At 56.0% G+C, this 16,888-nt stretch carries 13 protein-coding genes and 1 pseudogene; 13 read left to right on the forward strand and 1 reads right to left on the reverse strand.

Features of this window, described 5'->3' with window-relative positions; all coding sequences use genetic code 11:
• Positions 1-116 precede the first annotated feature (116 nt).
• From nikA to FHS18_RS16925, 13 genes and pseudogenes are all read left to right on the forward strand, one after another.
• Entirely contained in the window at positions 117-1,646 is a 1,530-nt protein-coding gene (gene nikA, locus FHS18_RS16865; RefSeq protein ID WP_183601261.1) for a nickel ABC transporter substrate-binding protein, read from the forward strand.
• Positions 1,647-2,591, forward strand: a complete 945-nt coding sequence (gene nikB / locus FHS18_RS16870; RefSeq protein ID WP_183601262.1) for a nickel ABC transporter permease — start codon at positions 1,647-1,649, stop codon at positions 2,589-2,591.
• Positions 2,592-2,599: 8 nt separating this feature from the next.
• The gene (nikC, locus tag FHS18_RS16875) at positions 2,600-3,439 is read left to right on the forward strand and encodes a nickel transporter permease (protein WP_246427727.1); all 840 of its coding nucleotides are present in this window, start codon (positions 2,600-2,602) and stop codon (positions 3,437-3,439) included.
• The gene (locus FHS18_RS16880) at positions 3,436-4,230 is read left to right on the forward strand and encodes an ABC transporter ATP-binding protein (protein WP_183601264.1); all 795 of its coding nucleotides are present in this window, start codon (positions 3,436-3,438) and stop codon (positions 4,228-4,230) included. The genes nikC and FHS18_RS16880 overlap by 4 nt, the downstream gene beginning before the upstream one ends.
• Before the next feature lie 2 nt (positions 4,231-4,232).
• Entirely contained in the window at positions 4,233-4,997 is a 765-nt protein-coding gene (locus tag FHS18_RS16885) for an ABC transporter ATP-binding protein (protein WP_183601265.1), read from the forward strand.
• Positions 4,994-6,340, forward strand: a complete 1,347-nt coding sequence (locus tag FHS18_RS16890; RefSeq protein ID WP_183601266.1) for an MATE family efflux transporter — start codon at positions 4,994-4,996, stop codon at positions 6,338-6,340. Before FHS18_RS16885 ends, FHS18_RS16890 begins: the two co-directional genes overlap by 4 nt.
• A gap of 33 nt (positions 6,341-6,373) precedes the next feature.
• Positions 6,374-7,198, forward strand: coding sequence for an AAA family ATPase (locus tag FHS18_RS16895; RefSeq protein ID WP_183601267.1), 825 nt, complete (start codon positions 6,374-6,376; stop codon positions 7,196-7,198).
• A 182-nt stretch (positions 7,199-7,380) separates the two neighbouring features.
• Complete coding sequence (locus FHS18_RS16900) at positions 7,381-8,409, forward strand: ABC transporter substrate-binding protein (RefSeq protein ID WP_183601268.1); 1,029 nt, start codon at positions 7,381-7,383, stop codon at positions 8,407-8,409.
• A 75-nt stretch (positions 8,410-8,484) separates the two neighbouring features.
• Complete coding sequence (locus FHS18_RS16905; RefSeq protein WP_183601269.1) at positions 8,485-9,528, forward strand: FecCD family ABC transporter permease; 1,044 nt, start codon at positions 8,485-8,487, stop codon at positions 9,526-9,528.
• An 11-nt stretch (positions 9,529-9,539) separates the two neighbouring features.
• A pseudogene (locus FHS18_RS16910) lies at positions 9,540-10,540 on the forward strand (FecCD family ABC transporter permease).
• Positions 10,541-10,749: 209 nt separating this feature from the next.
• Complete coding sequence (locus FHS18_RS16915) at positions 10,750-11,385, forward strand: TetR/AcrR family transcriptional regulator (protein ID WP_183601270.1); 636 nt, start codon at positions 10,750-10,752, stop codon at positions 11,383-11,385.
• Positions 11,386-11,479: 94 nt separating this feature from the next.
• Positions 11,480-12,688, forward strand: coding sequence for a YhgE/Pip domain-containing protein (locus tag FHS18_RS16920; RefSeq protein WP_183601271.1), 1,209 nt, complete (start codon positions 11,480-11,482; stop codon positions 12,686-12,688).
• A 191-nt stretch (positions 12,689-12,879) separates the two neighbouring features.
• The gene (locus tag FHS18_RS16925; RefSeq protein WP_221401356.1) at positions 12,880-14,058 is read left to right on the forward strand and encodes a GntR family transcriptional regulator; all 1,179 of its coding nucleotides are present in this window, start codon (positions 12,880-12,882) and stop codon (positions 14,056-14,058) included.
• A gap of 216 nt (positions 14,059-14,274) precedes the next feature.
• On the opposite strand, the gene FHS18_RS16930 is transcribed toward FHS18_RS16925, so the two are convergent.
• The gene (locus FHS18_RS16930; RefSeq protein ID WP_246427710.1) at positions 14,275-16,761 is read right to left on the reverse strand and encodes a family 43 glycosylhydrolase; all 2,487 of its coding nucleotides are present in this window, start codon (positions 16,759-16,761) and stop codon (positions 14,275-14,277) included.
• Positions 16,762-16,888: the final 127 nt, after the last annotated feature.

The raw sequence follows: 16,888 nt of genomic DNA on the forward strand, positions 1-16,888 counted from the left end.
GTTTTTGAAACCAACTGATGAAGAATGATATGCCGGACTTCATGTCTGGTTTATGCTTCTGCATTAATCGTAAAGATTACATAACTAAACTATTAACAGCAGTGGGGGATTCTCGAATGTTCACTCGATCTATTCTATCTTTGGTTATGCTATGTTCCGTTCTTTGGTTGGCCGCATGCTCATCGAACGTTGCCGAGCGCCAACCGGAAACGAAGAAGAGCGTCAATCTGCTCTTTAACTTCGCGACCAGCTCGCTCGATCCCAATGTGGATTCCAGTTACGTTTCGCTTCGCGCGGGAATAACAGAGACGTTGATCCACCTTAATGATGAGAGTCTGACGATTGAGCCATGGCTGGCCGAGAGCTGGAATAGTACGGACGGACAAGTATGGACGATCCAGCTGCGAGAAGGGGTTACCTTCCATAACGGCAATCCGATGGACGGGGCCGCGGTGAAGGCTTCCCTCCAACGGGCTATGCAGGAAAGCGTCGCTATCGCGAACGCTCTGCGCATCGAGTCCATCGAAGCTGACGGGAACACGCTGACGATCAAGACCAAAGCTCCTTTCCCCGAGTTTCCATCGGAATTGGTTCATCCGAACACATCGATCATCGATGTAACGGAAACGGATTATATCAATCGACCGATTGGCACCGGGCCATTCACCGTATCGGCATTCACGCCAGGAACCGCGGTAGATCTTGTGCGTTATGACGGCTACTGGAACGGACCTTCCAAGCTGGAGACGGCGCGTTTCTCCTTTAACGAGGATGCCAATGCGCGGACGCTTGCGCTGCAGTCCGGCGCTGCCGATATCGTCTTCCGCCCGGCCGTCGAATCGCTGGATAGCCTAAAAGCCGTAAGCGGCGTGACGGTCGACTCCACTTCAACCTTCCGCGTTCATCAAATTACGATGAATCTGGAGCGGAAGCCGCTGCAAGACATTCATGTGCGCAAAGCCATCGATGCCTTAATCGACCGCCAAGCGATTGTGGATACGATTCTGAACGGCCATGCCGAAGCGGCTGCCGGACCATTCCCATCCAGCTTCTCCTTTGCGCCGGACTATCCGGCCAAACCAAGCGGCTTGGAAGCGGCCAAAGCTTATCTGCAGCAAGCCGGCTATTCGGAAGTAAATGGCGTCATGCAGAAGAATGGCGAGCCGCTCGCTTTGACCCTGCTTACTTACAGTTCGCGCGCCGACTTGCCATTGATCGCGCAAGTGCTGCAGTCCGATGCGGGCAAGCTGGGCATCGGCGTCACGATCGAGCAGATTGAGCGGCCGGAAGAGTATATGGCTTCCAACCGCGACTGGGATCTGGCCACCTACAGCAATTTAACGGCGCCGCGCGGAGACGCCGGTTACTATTTGAACGCGACGTTCCACCCTCAGGGGGCGCTTAATTTCAGCGGCGTCCAAGATGCCGCGCTCACCATGCTCATCGATAAACTGAATGTCGCGATCGGGCAGCAAGAGCGGTCGGATATTGCAGAACAAGTCGCACGCTATGTCGACGAGCAAGCGTACAACTCGTTTGTCCTGCATCCGAACACGCTGGTCGCCTATCAATCTGAAAAGATCGCGAACTGGGTGACGTCGCGGAGCGAGTATTACATGTTGACCAATGAATTGGATGTGAAGTAATTGTTTCGGATTCTAGGCAGGCGTTTCATCGAGGTCGCTTTGTTTCTGCTGTTCATATCGTTCATCAGCTTCCTGTTCGTGCGGCTAGCCCCCGGTGATCCCGTGCTGTCGATCCTTCGCGTGGAAGACGTCTCCGTCACGACCGAACAAGTCGAAGCGCTCCGCGAGGAACTGGGGTTCAATGACCCTATGCTGCTCCAGTATGGCCGCTGGTTAGCGGACTTTGCACGAATGGATTTCGGACATTCCTATCTGACGAATCAGCCTGTGATGGACATGATTCTCGGCGCGCTGCCGGCAACCATCGAACTTGCTATCGGCTCCTTGCTGGTCATGCTTGTCGTGGCGATTCCGCTTGGCTCGCTCGGCGCTCTGTACCCGCGCAGCTGGATCGATCAGGCGAGCCGGATCGTGTCGCTGCTGGGGGCGGCCATCCCGAGCTTTTGGCTGGCGCTTATTTTCATCGATCTGTTCGCCGTCCGCTGGGGGATACTTCCCCCTATGGGCAGGGATGGATTGATTTCCGTCGTGCTGCCGTCTATCACATTAGGGCTTGCGATCACAAGCGTCTATGTCCGGTTATTGCGATCGAGCTTGCTCGAATCGCTGAGCGCCGAATTCATCCGGGCAGCGCGGGCGCGCGGATTGACGGAAGCCCGCATCTTCTTCGCCCATGCCTTCCGCTACAGCCTGCCGCCGGTAATTACCGTGTTCGGCGTCAGTCTGGGCAGCCTGATCGGCGGCGTTGTCGTCATTGAAGTCATCTTCGCCTATCCCGGCATCGGCAAGATGGTCGTCGACTCGATCCGATCGCGCGACTATCCGGTCATACAAGGCTATATTCTCGTGATGGCGATAATCGTGTTTCTCGTGAACAGCGCGGTAGACTTGTCTTATCGCTATCTCAACCCGCAACTCGGACTTAAAGGAAGGAAGTACAGCTAATGGAGATCATGCATGCAGTGAACGCCGCCTTACACCGAACCCGCTTGAAAGCTGCAGCGCTGCTCTTCATGCTGTCCTTGGCGCTAGTCGCCGTCCTATACACTTTATTGGTCTTGAACCACGATCCCAATCTGGTCAGTCTAACGGAACGCTTATTGCCGATGAGCCTCGGACATCCGCTGGGCACCGACCATCTTGGGCGTGACGTCTTGACGCGGCTTCTGCTCGGAGCGCAACAGACCGTCGGCTATGGACTCTTGGCGCTGCTCATTGCCGTCGTCGTCGGTGTGCCGATCGGAATCTGGGCCGGAATCAAAGGCGGGCTCATCGACCGGATCATGATGCGAATCGCGGATTCCTTCCTGTCGTTCCCGGATACGATCGTCGCCATCGTCTTGAGCGGCTTGCTCGGAGCGGGGATCGAGAATCTGCTGCTGGCGATCGTCGTGGTAAAATGGGTCAGCTATGCCCGGCTTGCGCGCAGTACCGTGATCAGCGAACGCGAGAAAGATTATATCCTGATGGCCAGAATTAACGGCCTGCGTACGGGGCGGATCATGCGCAAGCATCTGCTGCCGCATGTCATCGGCCATGTGGTCGTGCTGGCCAGCCTGGACTTGGGTAAAATCATACTGCTCATTTCATCGCTGTCGTATATCGGGCTCGGGGCGCAGCCGCCGGCTCCGGAGTGGGGGGCGATGCTCAATGATGCCCGTCCTTATTTTCAGTCCAATCCGACGTTGATGATCTATCCGGGACTGATGATCGTGCTCGTCGTACTCGTGTCCAACCTGCTCGGCGATTACTGCCGCGACAAATTCGATGTGACCAAAGAGGTTCAATCATGACTGTGCTATCGGTGAAACAGCTGTCCATTGCCGGCCCGCAGAATGGGGTCGTCCATCAGATTTCGTTCGACATTCAGCAGGGAGAATGGTTTGCGCTCGTGGGCCAGAGCGGCAGCGGCAAGAGCATGACGGCCTCGGCGATCGGGCAGCTGCTTCCTCCCAATATGAAGGCAACCGGGGAGATCTGGTGCGGCGGCCGGAATCTGTTGTCGCTGCCGCCCGGCGAGATGCGCGAGATTCGCGGCAAACGGGTTTCGTATATTTTTCAAGATTATCAAGGTTCGTTCACGCCTTTCCATACGATTGGGCAACACTTCGAGGAGGTGCAGCGTACGCATCTTACGTTGTCCAAGGCCGAGAGGAGGCAGCAGGCCAACTCGGCGCTCATCTCCGTGGGGCTGCAAGAAGAGATGTATGACCGGTATCCCGCTCAATTAAGCGGCGGACAATTGCAGCGCGCGTCTATTGCGATCGCGCTTTTGCTCAGGCCTGATCTGCTCATCGCCGATGAGCCGACTACGGCGCTCGACAGCATGTCTTCCTTCCGCGTGTTGGAACTTCTGGCGAAGCTGCAGCAAGATACCGGCTGCGCGATTCTGTTCATCACCCACGATCTGCGCCATGTGAGGAAATACGCGGACCGCATCGCCGTCATGAAGGACGGACACATCATCGAGACAGACGCCGCGCAGCAAGTGCTGCATCAGCCGCAACAATCCTTTACCCGCTTGCTGATCCATTCGTCCTTCTCGTTCGGCAACTTGAATCCACTACCATCGGCAGGAGAGTAATCATGAGTGTGTTGGAAGTCAGCCATATCTACAAAAAATACGGTCATGGAGCGGACGTGCTGCAAGACGTCAGCTTCACGATGGAGAAGAAGCAATGCCTCGGCCTGGTCGGCGAGAGCGGATGCGGGAAAAGCACGCTGGCCCGTTGCCTGCTGCACATCGAGCCGATCGATCAGGGTAGCATCCTATTCGAGAACACGCCGTTGCATAACAAGAGCCAGCGAAGCTTAAGACCTTACCGCCGACATATCCAGGCCGTACTGCAGAATCCGTCCGCCGCGCTGAATCCGAAGCTGAAGATCATCGATTCTTTGCTCGATCCGTATCGGCAATTCGGCGGACAAGCGAAGCTGAACCATTTTCATTATACGAGCGCTAGAAATTTTGCCTCGCAGCTGCTAGAAGCGGTAGAGCTGCCGGCAAGCCTGGCTGAGCGCTATCCGCATGAACTGAGCGGCGGGCAGAAGCAGCGCGTTACGATCGCCCGCGCGATCAGCATTGAACCGGCGATCCTCATTCTGGATGAGCCGACCTCGAGCCTGGACGTGCTGTCGCAAGCGTCCGTGCTCCGCTTGCTGAACGGGCTTCGCGAGCAGTTAGGCACTTCGTATTTGTTCATATCGCATGACCTCTCAGGGGTGTATGCGATGAGCCAGCGCATCATGGTCATGCAGGGCGGCAAGATCGTGGATCATTTCGAGAAGGAAGAACTCTTGGCAAGCGACCGTCATCCGTATACGCAAGAGCTCATCGCCATGTTCGAATGAAGCACGCCACGTTATCCCATTCTTTACCTTCCCACCGGGCTTACCTCGCCTTGGCCTTGCCGTTGACCATATCGACCATTACGACACCGCTTCTAGGCGCAGCGGACACGGCGATTATCGGCCATCTGAACAACCCGGCTTATCTGGGAGGCGTTGCCGTCGGTACGCTTATATTCAACACCTTGTATTGGCTGTTCGGGTTTCTGCGCGTAAGCACGTCCGCCTTCACGGCGCAGGCTGCCGGAGCGGGAGACCGGGATGAAGGAATTGCCGCCCTTGTCCGCCCAATGATCATCGCCTTATTGATCGGCATGGTCTTCATTGCCTTGCAGCAGCCGATTCTGCATGCTGCGTTGTATTTGGTGGGGCCCGAACCGGATGTGGCCGCTCAAGCCGCGCAATACTTCGATATTCGGATCTGGGGCGCGCCGCTGACGCTCTTGAATTACGTGCTGGTCGGATGGCTCATGGGCCAGACCCGTCTTAAGGCGACGCTGACGGTGCAGATTATGATGAATGTCCTGAATATTGCGCTGGACTTCGTATTCGTGAAGGTGTTCCATTGGGACGTGGCCGGCGTAGCGGCAGCGACGCTGATCGCCGAAGCCTTCGGCTGCGCGCTCGGCATGCTGCTGATCGTCCGGTCAACGATGTGGAGGCAGTGGCGAGCGGGCAGCCATGCGAAGTGGAAGCAATGGTTCCGGCGTTCGCAGTGGACCCGTATCATGTCGGCCAACAGCGACCTGATGATTCGTACCGTTTGTCTGCTCGTCATGTTCAATTTATTCACCTCGCAGAGCGCCGGCCTTGGTACCGACGTGCTGGCTGCCAACGCGATTCTGCTGCAGCTGCATTACATGATGGCGTATTTCTTTGACGGCTTCGGCAATGCAAGCAGCATCTACGCGGGGCAAGCCCGAGGGGCAGGGAACGCCCAGCTCTTACGAAGATCGCTTCGGCTGTCCTGGATATGGACCGCGATCATCGCGCTTGCGATCAGCCTCCTCTATTGGTGGATGAGGATTCCGCTAGTGGGGTTATTCACGGAGCATGCCGGGGTGCAAGACCTCGCGGCTGCTTATAGCCATTGGCTCATATGGTTCCCGCTAGCCGCCAGTTGCGGCCTCGTGTTCTACGGCGTTTTCACCGGGATGACGATGACCGCTCCGGTCCGGAATTCGATGCTGATCTCGCTCGCGCTCTATCTCGTTGCCGTATGGGCACTGGTTCCCGCCTACGCGAACAATGGGCTGTGGTTATCCTTTATCGTGTTCGCCTTAGGCAGATCCGTTTTTCTTGTCCTGTATATCCCGCGTTTGATCAGGAAGTTTGATAGGACATAGCTTGCAATCGGTTAAAGGAGTTAAGCGAAACCTATGAGTAAAATGAACAATGTCAATCGTCTCCCGCGTGCCAAGGGTATCGACATGGCTATGGTATACTCCCCAAAAGAATGTGCCCGGAAGGTAAAACGTATCGTTCTGCACCCGCATAACCGGCAGATTATTGAAGAGTTCCTCACTATTCTCGGCATGAAGGAGAAGTTTGCAGCGCACGATGTGCCGATCCCGAACAAAGTCGTCATGTTCGGACCGCCGGGAACGGGCAAAACATTGACCGCGTTTTATATGGCGCAGAGGCTTAACCTGCCGTTAATTCTTGTGCGGTTAGATGCGATCATCCATAGTCATTTGGGAGAGACCGGAAGCAATGTACGAAAGATTTTCGATTATGCCAAATCCACGCCATGCGTCTTGTTCCTAGATGAATTCGATGCCATTGCGAGAACCCGCGATAACAATGACGAAGTGAAGGAGATGGCGAGAGTCGTTAATACCCTCTTGCAATGCCTCGATGAATTCGAAGGCGAAAGCATCTTCGTGGCAGCGACGAATCTGGAGGACCAGCTAGACGACGCGATATGGCGCAGATTCGATACGAAGATGACGTACGATATGCCGGACGATAACGTCAGGGATGAATATATCCGGCTGTTAATCGGGGATTTTGGACAGGAGGAGCAGATTGCGCAGAAGACTGCGGAGCTTCTCCAAGGACTCAGTTTCGCCGATATGGAGCAAATCGTATTAAAGGCCAAACGGAAAGCGATTATTGATGACAGCGATTTGACCTATCCGCATATCATGAATTCGTTCGCAGAGTATAGGCCGAAGATGTTGCTGGCCGAATCCAAATCCTGAATAAGCTAATGGGGCGAACTCTCCGAACGCCTACAAGATGACCTCTGACAATCAAGAGGTCATTTTTCATTTTCGGCCACTTATCATTAATAATGATTCTCAATATCAATCAAATCTGCTACAATCAGGGTTGACTTCTTACTGACGCGTAGGCGATCAATCTTATACAAAGGGGAATGAAAGTGAACGCACCATGGATTCGTAAGCCGATGCTATTGATTGTACTGCTCTTTCTCGCAGCCTTGGTAGCGGCATGCAGCAATTCGAACGAGCCTGCTTCGAATAATGCCGGCGGACAAGCCGAGCAGGAGACTCAAGCTTCGCAAGAAGCTTCAGAATCGCAAAACACGCAGGAAACACGCTCCTATACGGATGCAGCTGGCCGAACCGTCGAACTGCCCGCCCATCCGAGCCGCATCGTCGCTCATTATTTCGCCTCCGAACTCGTCGCGCTCCAAGCGCCGGTCATTGCGACCAATTATATCAATGCCAAGCAGGTGCTGACAGAAGAGCAGCTTAGCAAGCTAGAGGACATCGGCGGGGAAGGGACGGCGCCGAATCTGGAGAAGACGATCTCCCTTGCGCCCGATCTCATTCTGGTGCCTAATTTCCTGGAGGCTGCCGACATCGACGCGTTGTCCAAAATCGCGCCGACGGTCGTGCTCGACTACAGCGCTAAGGTGTTCGACAGGCTGAAAACGATCGGGGAGATTACGGGACTCTCGAAGGAAGCCGACGACTGGATCGCCAGCTACAACGCCAAGGCGGAAGAGAAACGCAAAAAAGTTGCCCCTACGATCGAAGCCGGCGAGACGGCATCCGCATTCATTCTCTACCAAGACAAGACGCTGTATATCTATGGCCCGCAGCGGCTTGGACCGACCATGTACGACGTGTTCGGATTCGAAAAACCGGCGAAAGTAAGCGAGTTCTTCGCCGACAAGCAAGATTCGTTATGGGAAGCGATCTCGATGGAGTCGTTAGCCGATTATGCGGGCGATCGTATTTTCCTCGTGGCGCCTGACGATACGGAAGAGTCCAAGAAACTGATCGAAGAGATGGTAGGCGGTTCCGTTTGGAAGTCGCTTCCGGCCGTGAAGAACAACAAGGCATATGTCGTAAGCAGCCGCTGGGCGTTCAATGATCCGCTGACGCTGGATTGGCTGATCGACGAGATGGCCGCAACGTTGACAGCAGGCGCTTCGCAGTAAGCTCTCCGATGCCGTTATTCACCTAACCTAACAAGAGGATGGATGACGAAAGGATCAAAAGGTGGTTTAGTCGAGATGAAATTGGAACATAGAGACGCCGGCATGCGCGAGCTGCCGCTGTACTCACGCCCATGGACTGCAATGATGATCCTTATCGGAGGCATTGCGGCGCTGGTGCTGAGCATAGCGATCTCCGTGTCGTTCGGCGCAGCTGATATAAAATTGTCGATGGTATGGGAAGCGATCTTCCGATACAACCCCGATACGACGGAGCATCAGATTATTCGGGAGCTTCGCCTTCCGCGCGTGCTCGGCAGGGCGCTCGTTGGCGCAAGCCTGGCGGTTGCCGGGGCGATCATGCAAGGGATGGCCCGCAACCCATTGGCCGATTCCGGGCTTTTGGGCTTGAATGCCGGGGCGGGGCTTATGCTGGCGATATGCATGGCCTTCTTCCCCGCGATGCCTTATACGTATATGATGCTAGCCGCATTCGCCGGTGCGGGCGGCGGGGCGGGGCTCGTGTACGGGATCAGCGCGCTGCCTAGAGGCGGCCTAACGCCACTCCGGCTAGTTCTGGCCGGAGCGGCGCTCACCGCCTTATTTACCGCGCTTAGCGAAGGGATTGCGCTTTATTTTCATATCGGGCAAGACCTCGCGTTCTGGTATGCGGGCGGAGTCGCCGGCATCAAGTGGGCACAGTTGAAGATCTTGTTCCCATGGATCGCCGCCGCGACGATTGGGGCAATCATCCTGTCACGTTCGATTACGATGCTTAGTCTCGGCGAGGACGTCGCACGCGGGCTCGGACTACGCAGCGGCGCAGTCAAGCTGGCTGGCACAGTGCTCGTGCTCGTGCTGGCAGGGGCTTCCGTATCCGCAGCCGGCGCGGTCGGATTCGTCGGCTTGCTCGTGCCGCATGCGGCGCGGAGGCTGGTCGGCGTCGATTATCGTTGGATTATTCCAAGCTCGGCCGTGCTCGGCGCCTTGCTTGTCGTGTTCGCGGATTTGGCCGCACGAATGGTCAACCCGCCTCAGGAGACGCCAACTGCAGCCGTCCTTGCACTGCTGGGCGTTCCCTTCTTCCTATACTTGTCGAGGAAGGAGACGAATGAATTATGAGAACGGAAGTTATGCCGTCTTCGGCTAAAATGGACCGCAGACGCAAGCGGGCAATCCTTGTCATGACCGTGCTCGGCCTGCTCATCGTTATGATGTTCTTGGTGAGCATGAATACGGGTTATATCCGGTTGTCGCCTATGGATCTGCTGCGTACGCTGACAGGAGGCGGTACGCAGCAAGAGCAGTTGATCTTATTCGACTTCCGATTGCCGCGGATCGTCATTGCGGTATTGATCGGAGCGGGGCTTGCGGTCGCGGGCGCCGTCCTGCAGGGAATATCGCGCAATGCCCTGGCCGACCCCGGCATTCTTGGCATCAACGCCGGCGCAGGACTCGCCGTATTGCTGTTCGTCGCCTTCTATCCGACGACGACAGCCGCTCCGGTATTCATGCTGCCGGTGCTGGCGTGGATTGGCGCAGGCTTAACCGCAGCACTCATCTTCTCCTTGTCTTACAAACCTCATCGGGGGTTGATGCCTATCCGTCTGCTGCTGACCGGGATCGCGGTAGCCGCGGGCATCAGTGCCGCTACGATCGTGCTGATGCTGCGGATCAGCCCGGACAAATACCAGTTCGCCGCCACATGGATGGCGGGCAGCATCTGGGGGACGAACTGGAAATCATCGTGCTGCTGCCGATCGTCTTCTATAAAGCGCAGAGCTTGAATGTGCTGAATCTGGGCGAGAGTACGGCGAACGGACTTGGTATGCGCGTTCCGCGGGAGCAGATCATTCTATTGGCCGCCGCGGTCGGCATAGCGGGTTCTTGCGTGGCTGTCAGCGGCGGGATCGGTTTCGTCGGCCTCATTGCGCCGCATCTCGCCCGCAGGCTGACAGGACCGAGATTCCAGACGCTTGCCCCTACGGCGGCTCTCATCGGCGCACTGCTCGTGCTGACGGCGGATACGATCGGACGATGGATCTTACAGCCGTCGGAGATCCCGGCAGGCATTGTCGTCGCTGTCATCGGGGCACCTTATTTCTTGTATCTGTTAGCCCGGTCGAGAGGTTAAGCGAAGAAGAGCTTTAGGCCATAATCGAAAGACAACTAAGGAAGCCGTTGATCGGGTCGATCAGCGGCTTCCTTGCATTGGGAGCTGTGCATGCTACTTCATGGGTAATCCTTGTTTGCGAGCGCCGCTCGACCTCTTGACAGCGCGAGTCGGTCCAGATAATATTAGATTCACCAAGCGTTCAATGAAATGCGAAAGCGGTGATTGGAATGAGTGGAGGACGTCGAGGCGATCGTAATCTTCGGCAGGAGCAAGCAGCCGAGACGCGTGAGAAGTTACTGACAACCGCTAAGACGCTGTTCGCCCAGAATGGCTATCATGGCACGCCGGTTCGCTCCATTAATCGGGAAATCGGCATGGCAGACGGCATCCTGTATCATTATTTCCCAGGCGGTAAGCGGGAGATGCTAGGCGTGCTGCTGCAAGAAATTTTCATCGAGAAGGGAAAGATCCTTGAATCGTACAACGAAGAGATGGCGCATTTGCCTTTGCAGGAAGCGCTCGATCTAATCTCCAGCAGGCTGACCGACCTTTTCTTGGCAGACAAGGATTTCATGCGCATTCTGTTCCGTGAGCATGATGTGCTCGATATAGAAGGCGCCGAGTTATTGTCAAAGCTGATCGTTGAGCGGCATACCTGGTTTGCCTCGATGCTCGAGAGCCGGTACGAGCGCGGGGAGATCCGGAAGATGGACTTCCTCTTTGCCGCGAAGCAGTTTATCTCGATGAATCTGCTATTCGTCGTCAGCACGATCGTCGGCATCAATTTCACCGGAACCGAGGATCTAACCGAATATCGCAAGCGAGCCATAGCCCATACCGTAGATCTTTGGCGCACTCCCTGAATTCGTTCAGGGTCATTTTTTGCCTTTATATTCACCGTACGTTCAATCAGCTAAATGCAATCGGCGGCCATCCGTCGAGAAGGAGACGAGAAACATGCAATTACTGAAGCAAAAAAACATTTTATTGGCGCCGATCCTGGTGCTCGTCGTAGCGCTGATATTCGGCGTGGCAACCTTGGGCTCGACTGTCAATCCGGTTCCTCAGCACCTGCCCGTCCTTCTGGTGCAATCCGATCAAGGGACGACCGTCCCCGGCCAAGGCGACATCAATTATGGTCAGACCATTGCGGATAACTTGACCGGCGCCGCTTCCCAAGAACAGGCAACCGCGTCCCCGTTCGACTGGGAGATTGTTCCCGATGAGGCTGCAGGGCTGGATATGCTCGATCGGCAGGAAGCCTACGCGCTCGTCGTTATTCCACAGACGCTGAGCGGAAGCATCGGCGCCCTGATGACTGGCTCAACAGAAGCGGCGAACATCCCGATCTATGTGAATCAAGGCAAGAACATGAGTGCCGCAAGCATGACTTCCCAAGGGCTGACGCAGATCTTCCAAGCCGTCAATGCGCAATTCAGCAAACAGCTTACCGGTGTACTCGCCGCGCAAGGGGTTAAAGTCGATCCCGGTCAAATTGCCGTCTTGGCGAATCCGCTGCAAGCGAAAGTCCAAATCGTAAATCCCGTCGGAACGCATAGCGTTAACGGCAACGCTCCGGGATCGCTCACCCAGATTGCCTGGATGGCGGCGCTCGTCGCCACCATTCTCGTATTCTTCGCGAAGAAGAACCTTACGATGAACAGCCGGAAGGACCAAGCTGCCGCGATCTTGTCGCAAGTATTGGCAGGGGCGGTATTATCGCTCGTTGCCGGATTCGGTATCTTGGCCATTGCGGATGGCATGATTGGCCTTCAAGTCAGCTCGTTCCTCGATACGGCGCTGTTCTTATCGTTAGCGGCATTCTGCTTCTTCCTGATGATGTCGGCCATTATGGCATGGCTCGGATTCGCAGGCGTACCGATCTTCATGCTGCTCTTCTTCTTTACGGGGCCGCTCTTGACGCTGGCGCCGGAGATGCTGCCGCAAGCGACGAAGAATCTTCTCTTCAGCTGGGTACCGCTTCGATTCTCCGTTGAAGGGCTGCGCGACCTGTTCTATTTCGGCCAAGGCCTGAATATCCAGACGCCGCTCGTCATCGTTTGCTCCATTGCTGCCGGATCGTTGATTCTTCTGCTGGCTTCCATGTTCAAGAGACCGAAGCAAACAAAGGAGGTCTCGCTGAACCGTGAAGTTGCAGGCGCATAAGCCGGCTAAGAGCGCAGCACCGTTACACAGTTCAGCCAGCAGAACTGCCGGAATTGAAACCGGCGGCTCTACTGGCTGTTTTTTGCATAGGCGTCCGTCCAGTTAGGCGAAGCGCGAAATTTTGCGAGGGATTCGAACATTTTAACATTTGCATCTGCGGCAGAATGTGTACAATCAGGGATAGAGGGCACGTGCGATCGACGTTGTCGCTCATAAGTGAAACGCCGTATAGCAAAGTGGTGATCGCCATGAATGAAAAGCCGCTGTATAAGCAAATCCAGCAAGCCATCAAGGATCAAATCAGACTTGGCAACCTGCGTCCGGGGGATCGCATCCCGTCCGAGAAGGAGCTGGCGGAGCAGTTCCACGTAAGCCTTATCACCACGAAGAACGCGCTGGCCGGCTTGGCCGAAGAAGGCGTCGTCGTCCGCGCCAAAGGTAAGGGCACATTCGTATCGGGACAGTCTGCGTTCATGCTCCATATGCCGCCGTCCGTCGCAGCCGGCAAGGAAGTTACACCGCCGAGTTCGATGCACCTAGCCAGAAAGGACAAATCTGCGGGGATCATCGGCATGATCATTCCCTCCATGCGCACGAAGGTGGAACAACGTCTGCTCGATGCCATCGAGAACGCCGTTAATGAACAAGGCTACACCCTTGCCATCCGCGTCTCCAGAGGCAGCATCTCGAACGAGAGGGAGGCCGTCCGGCAGTTGTTCGAGCTTGGGATCAGCGGATTGGTCCTATTCCCGATCGGCGCGGAGAACGATCTTCGAACCGCGCGTTATGCATGCGAGCTGGGCTGTCCGCTCGCGTTAATCGACCGTTATTACCCCGAGGCGAATGTCGTGAGCGTCAGCTCGGATAACCGGAACGGGGCGCGTATGGCCGTAAAGTATGTCGCGGATGCCGGCATGCGCAGCATCGCGCTGCTGACGCCGCCCGAGGAGCACAGCGTGATCAGCGAGCGTCTGGACGGTTATAAGCGGGGGCTCGCGGAGACCCGAATCGGAATGGAGCGGGCAGCGGAATTGGTCATGCCCTACGAAATCTTCAACGTATCGCGCGAACAGGCGCTGCGTGAGATGGAGAGATGGATGATGCCGCATCATAAGCGCATCGATGCGGTCATAGCGCTGGATGTGGAACTAGCCCGTCTCGCTTATTATACGCTTCAACGAATTGGAGCAGGAGCGAAGACGATCGTGACGTTCGACGATCCGGAGATTCCGGGCATCGCCTTCATTCAGCAGGACGAGTCCGCCATTGGGAGGCGCGCAGTCGCCGTGCTCATGGATCAGATCACGCTAGGCCGCCAGACGGCAGCTCGCTATGTGGTACCTGTAAGACTCGTCGTTCCAAAACAATGAGTAGAGATGACACGGCTCGAAGGCTCGAAGGCTCGAAGGCTCGAAGGCTCGAAGGCTCGAAGGCTCGAAGCAGCAATAAATAAACCTCCGCGCTCACCTTAAGGTGAACCGGAGGTTTATTATACTTATGCCAGCCATACGTCTCGGGGATGTATGGCCGGCTATAAGAATCGGCATACTGTTGCCATCATCCCGCTGTTGCGCTTGCGCATTACCTTACGGCGTTACTTTGAAATTATCGAACCGCGTAGCGTTATTCATCGTCCGCAGTCCGACTTTGCCGTGCGTAAACGGGTTCGAGCTATTGTCGGTGTAAGTGATCTTCGGCGTGTTCATGTCGCCGACGTAGACGCGAATCGTGGTGCCGCTCGTTACGACCTTCATATGCTGCCAGATGCCTGCCGCGATGGCGGTCGGTGCGGAGGCCAGCGCTTGGTAGCCGTAATTCATTTTGCCGAGATAGACGCCGTCCGGCTTGAGAAAAGCGTAATACCCCTGCACATAATCCGGATTATTCGCCAGCACGGTGCCGTTCGACGGGTTGTTGACCCGCACGAGCACGCCTGCATCCCCGGTCGTGTCAACTAAGCGAATATCCGTCTCGACCGTATAGTCGGCCCATCGCTCATTGCCGATCGTCGTCTTCGCGAATGCGCCGCCTCCGGCCGAGGCGAGCTCACCGTCAGTGACGGACCAATTGCCCTCGAACCGCTTCCAGCCGTTGTCGTTGCCGTCATTGAAGTCGTCTTGCAACGCGGTGACGCTGTCGCCCCGCGAGAACGTCAGGCTGCTTAGGTCGAACTCTCCCTTCACAATCTCGAAGCGGAGCTCATGATAACCGGCGGTCAAATACAGCCCCTTCTTGCTGCTGTTCACCCATTGCTCCCAGGCGCCCGAGCTTGGCACGCCAACGACGCCCGTTAGATCGGTCGTTCCGTCCCATATGCGGTAACTCGCATCGGTGAAGGTTGTCGCGAGCCTTACATCCAGATCGTAATAGCCGGTTTCCGCCACGTTCACGCGATATTTCAGCCATTCCCCGGTCTGGTTCCAGCCCACGACGTTCGCCCCTTCTGCTGCCGAGGAGCGGATATCGACCTCACCGCTGCGATACGCACCGCCGAGATTCCCGGCGCTTAAGTCGTTATAGGCTGCACCTTGCGCGCCGTTCATATAATGGACCGCCTCGATCTTGCCAGGTAGCGGCTTGTAGGCATTCCAGGCGCTGCTGCCGTTCACCTTGTTGCTGGTTGCGACATAGCCGAAATCCGCATGCGCATCGGTCGTCGTATAGCCGACCTTGCCGCCGCCCAGGCCGTTGACGCTGCGCGTCTGTTTCTTCATGCCGTCGACGTATACGGTGAAGGCGGCGCCTGCTTTCTCCACGCGAATCTGATGCCATTTCGTATAGTCATAGCCGGATGGAAGAGTCGCATATTGCCAACCTTGGCTGACGCCGCCGACCACGTAATTCGTCTCCAACCGGTTCAAGTTCCGGTTCAGCACGGCGACCCCGTAGTTGGACTCGTCCGTGTACGAGAAGACCCCGCCGAATACCGGATTCGCGCTGGTGCCTTGCTTGATCTGCTTCATATTGAACTCTGCCGTATAATCGCTTGCCGTGCCCGAGGTTGTCACCTGGCGATAGGTGGAAGTATTGCCGATCGTATCCTGCCACATCAGCTCCTGGTTGTAGATGCCCCAAGTGCCGCCGCCGATATTGGTCCAACCCGTGCCGATGCTCGTCCGGTTGAACCGGTCTTGGAAGTCCGGCAGTTCCGGATTCTGCTGCGCGGTTGCGGTCGGGCCGAGAACGAGCAGCTTGTCGCCGTTCCAGACGATGCGATCCATGTTCATCTTGCGTCCCGGGTAGACCGCGTTGCCTTGATGGGCATGGCTATGATAGACGATATAGTCGGAATCGAGATCGGGACCTTTCACGATGCCGTTATGGCCGAGTCCGACATTGGATCCCTCGGTATCGATCAGCACCGGATTCTGACCGGCGGCAGGCGTGAAGCCAAGCGTCGGGCTGCTGCTCGTCGCATAATCGATCCGATAGGCCGTGCTCCATACGTGATTGCCGGTATACGTCATGTAGTATTTGCCGTTGCGCTTGAAGGTCGTGGATCCTTCCGTCCAGCCGGCCATCGTTAATCCGGTCAAAATTGGCGAGCCGAAGGTAGTAGGGGTCGGCATCGGACGGGCTACGATCTGGTCGGAACCCGTCCCGTAGAAGTACCACTTACCGTCATCATCGATAAAGACGTTGCCGTCGATGCCCATGCCAACGTTGCTCGTCGCCCGTATGAACGGTCCGGTCGGACTTGAGCTCGTCAGCACGTAGTGGCCGCCGCCTCCGGGAGAAGTATACATATAGAACATGCCGTTCCAGTAGACGACCTCCGGCGCATAGGCGGCTTTCGTAATCGCATCGGTAGAACACAATCCGCGATACGTCCAATCCACCAGGTTCGTCGACGACCATACTTTCACGCCTGTCTGATCATCGACCGTGCTGACGTAGAGATAATAGGTGCCGTTGAACTTAAGAATGTACGGGTCGCCTTCGCCGTAGAAATCGTTGTTCGCCCAGCGCCAAGAATCGGTCAATTGGAACGGGTTGCTGTAAGCGTAAGCGTGGATCGGCATGAGCATGAGCGCAGCTACGCCAAGCATGGCTGCTTTCCATTTCTTCATCATTCATCATCTCCTAGTCAAATTTGAACGCCACATGGGAACGAATGAACCGTTAAACCGGAAGCAAAAGCACCTCCTTGTCTGCCGCCTGCATAGGGAAGCGTTTACAGAACGCAGTATAGCAAACGAA

Source organism: Paenibacillus phyllosphaerae (genome assembly GCF_014192105.1).
In the GTDB taxonomy this organism is placed as follows: Bacteria; Bacillota; Bacilli; order Paenibacillales; family Paenibacillaceae; genus Paenibacillus_Z; species Paenibacillus_Z phyllosphaerae.

Bases quoted from the DNA above. Each gene is read 5' to 3' on its own strand.
- FHS18_RS16890 (WP_183601266.1), top strand. From the start codon at position 4,994: ATGAAGCACGCCACGTTATCCCATTCTTTACCTTCCCACCGGGCTTAC.
- FHS18_RS16905 (WP_183601269.1), top strand. From the start codon at position 8,485: ATGAAATTGGAACATAGAGACGCCGGCATGCGCGAGCTGCCGCTGTAC.
- nikA (WP_183601261.1), top strand. From the start codon at position 117: ATGTTCACTCGATCTATTCTATCTTTGGTTATGCTATGTTCCGTTCTT.
- nikC (WP_246427727.1), top strand. From the start codon at position 2,600: ATGCATGCAGTGAACGCCGCCTTACACCGAACCCGCTTGAAAGCTGCA.
- FHS18_RS16885 (WP_183601265.1), top strand. From the start codon at position 4,233: ATGAGTGTGTTGGAAGTCAGCCATATCTACAAAAAATACGGTCATGGA.
- FHS18_RS16920 (WP_183601271.1), top strand. From the start codon at position 11,480: ATGCAATTACTGAAGCAAAAAAACATTTTATTGGCGCCGATCCTGGTG.
- FHS18_RS16915 (WP_183601270.1), top strand. From the start codon at position 10,750: ATGAGTGGAGGACGTCGAGGCGATCGTAATCTTCGGCAGGAGCAAGCA.
- FHS18_RS16880 (WP_183601264.1), top strand. From the start codon at position 3,436: ATGACTGTGCTATCGGTGAAACAGCTGTCCATTGCCGGCCCGCAGAAT.
- FHS18_RS16930 (WP_246427710.1), bottom strand. From the start codon at position 16,761: ATGATGAAGAAATGGAAAGCAGCCATGCTTGGCGTAGCTGCGCTCATG.
- FHS18_RS16895 (WP_183601267.1), top strand. From the start codon at position 6,374: ATGAGTAAAATGAACAATGTCAATCGTCTCCCGCGTGCCAAGGGTATC.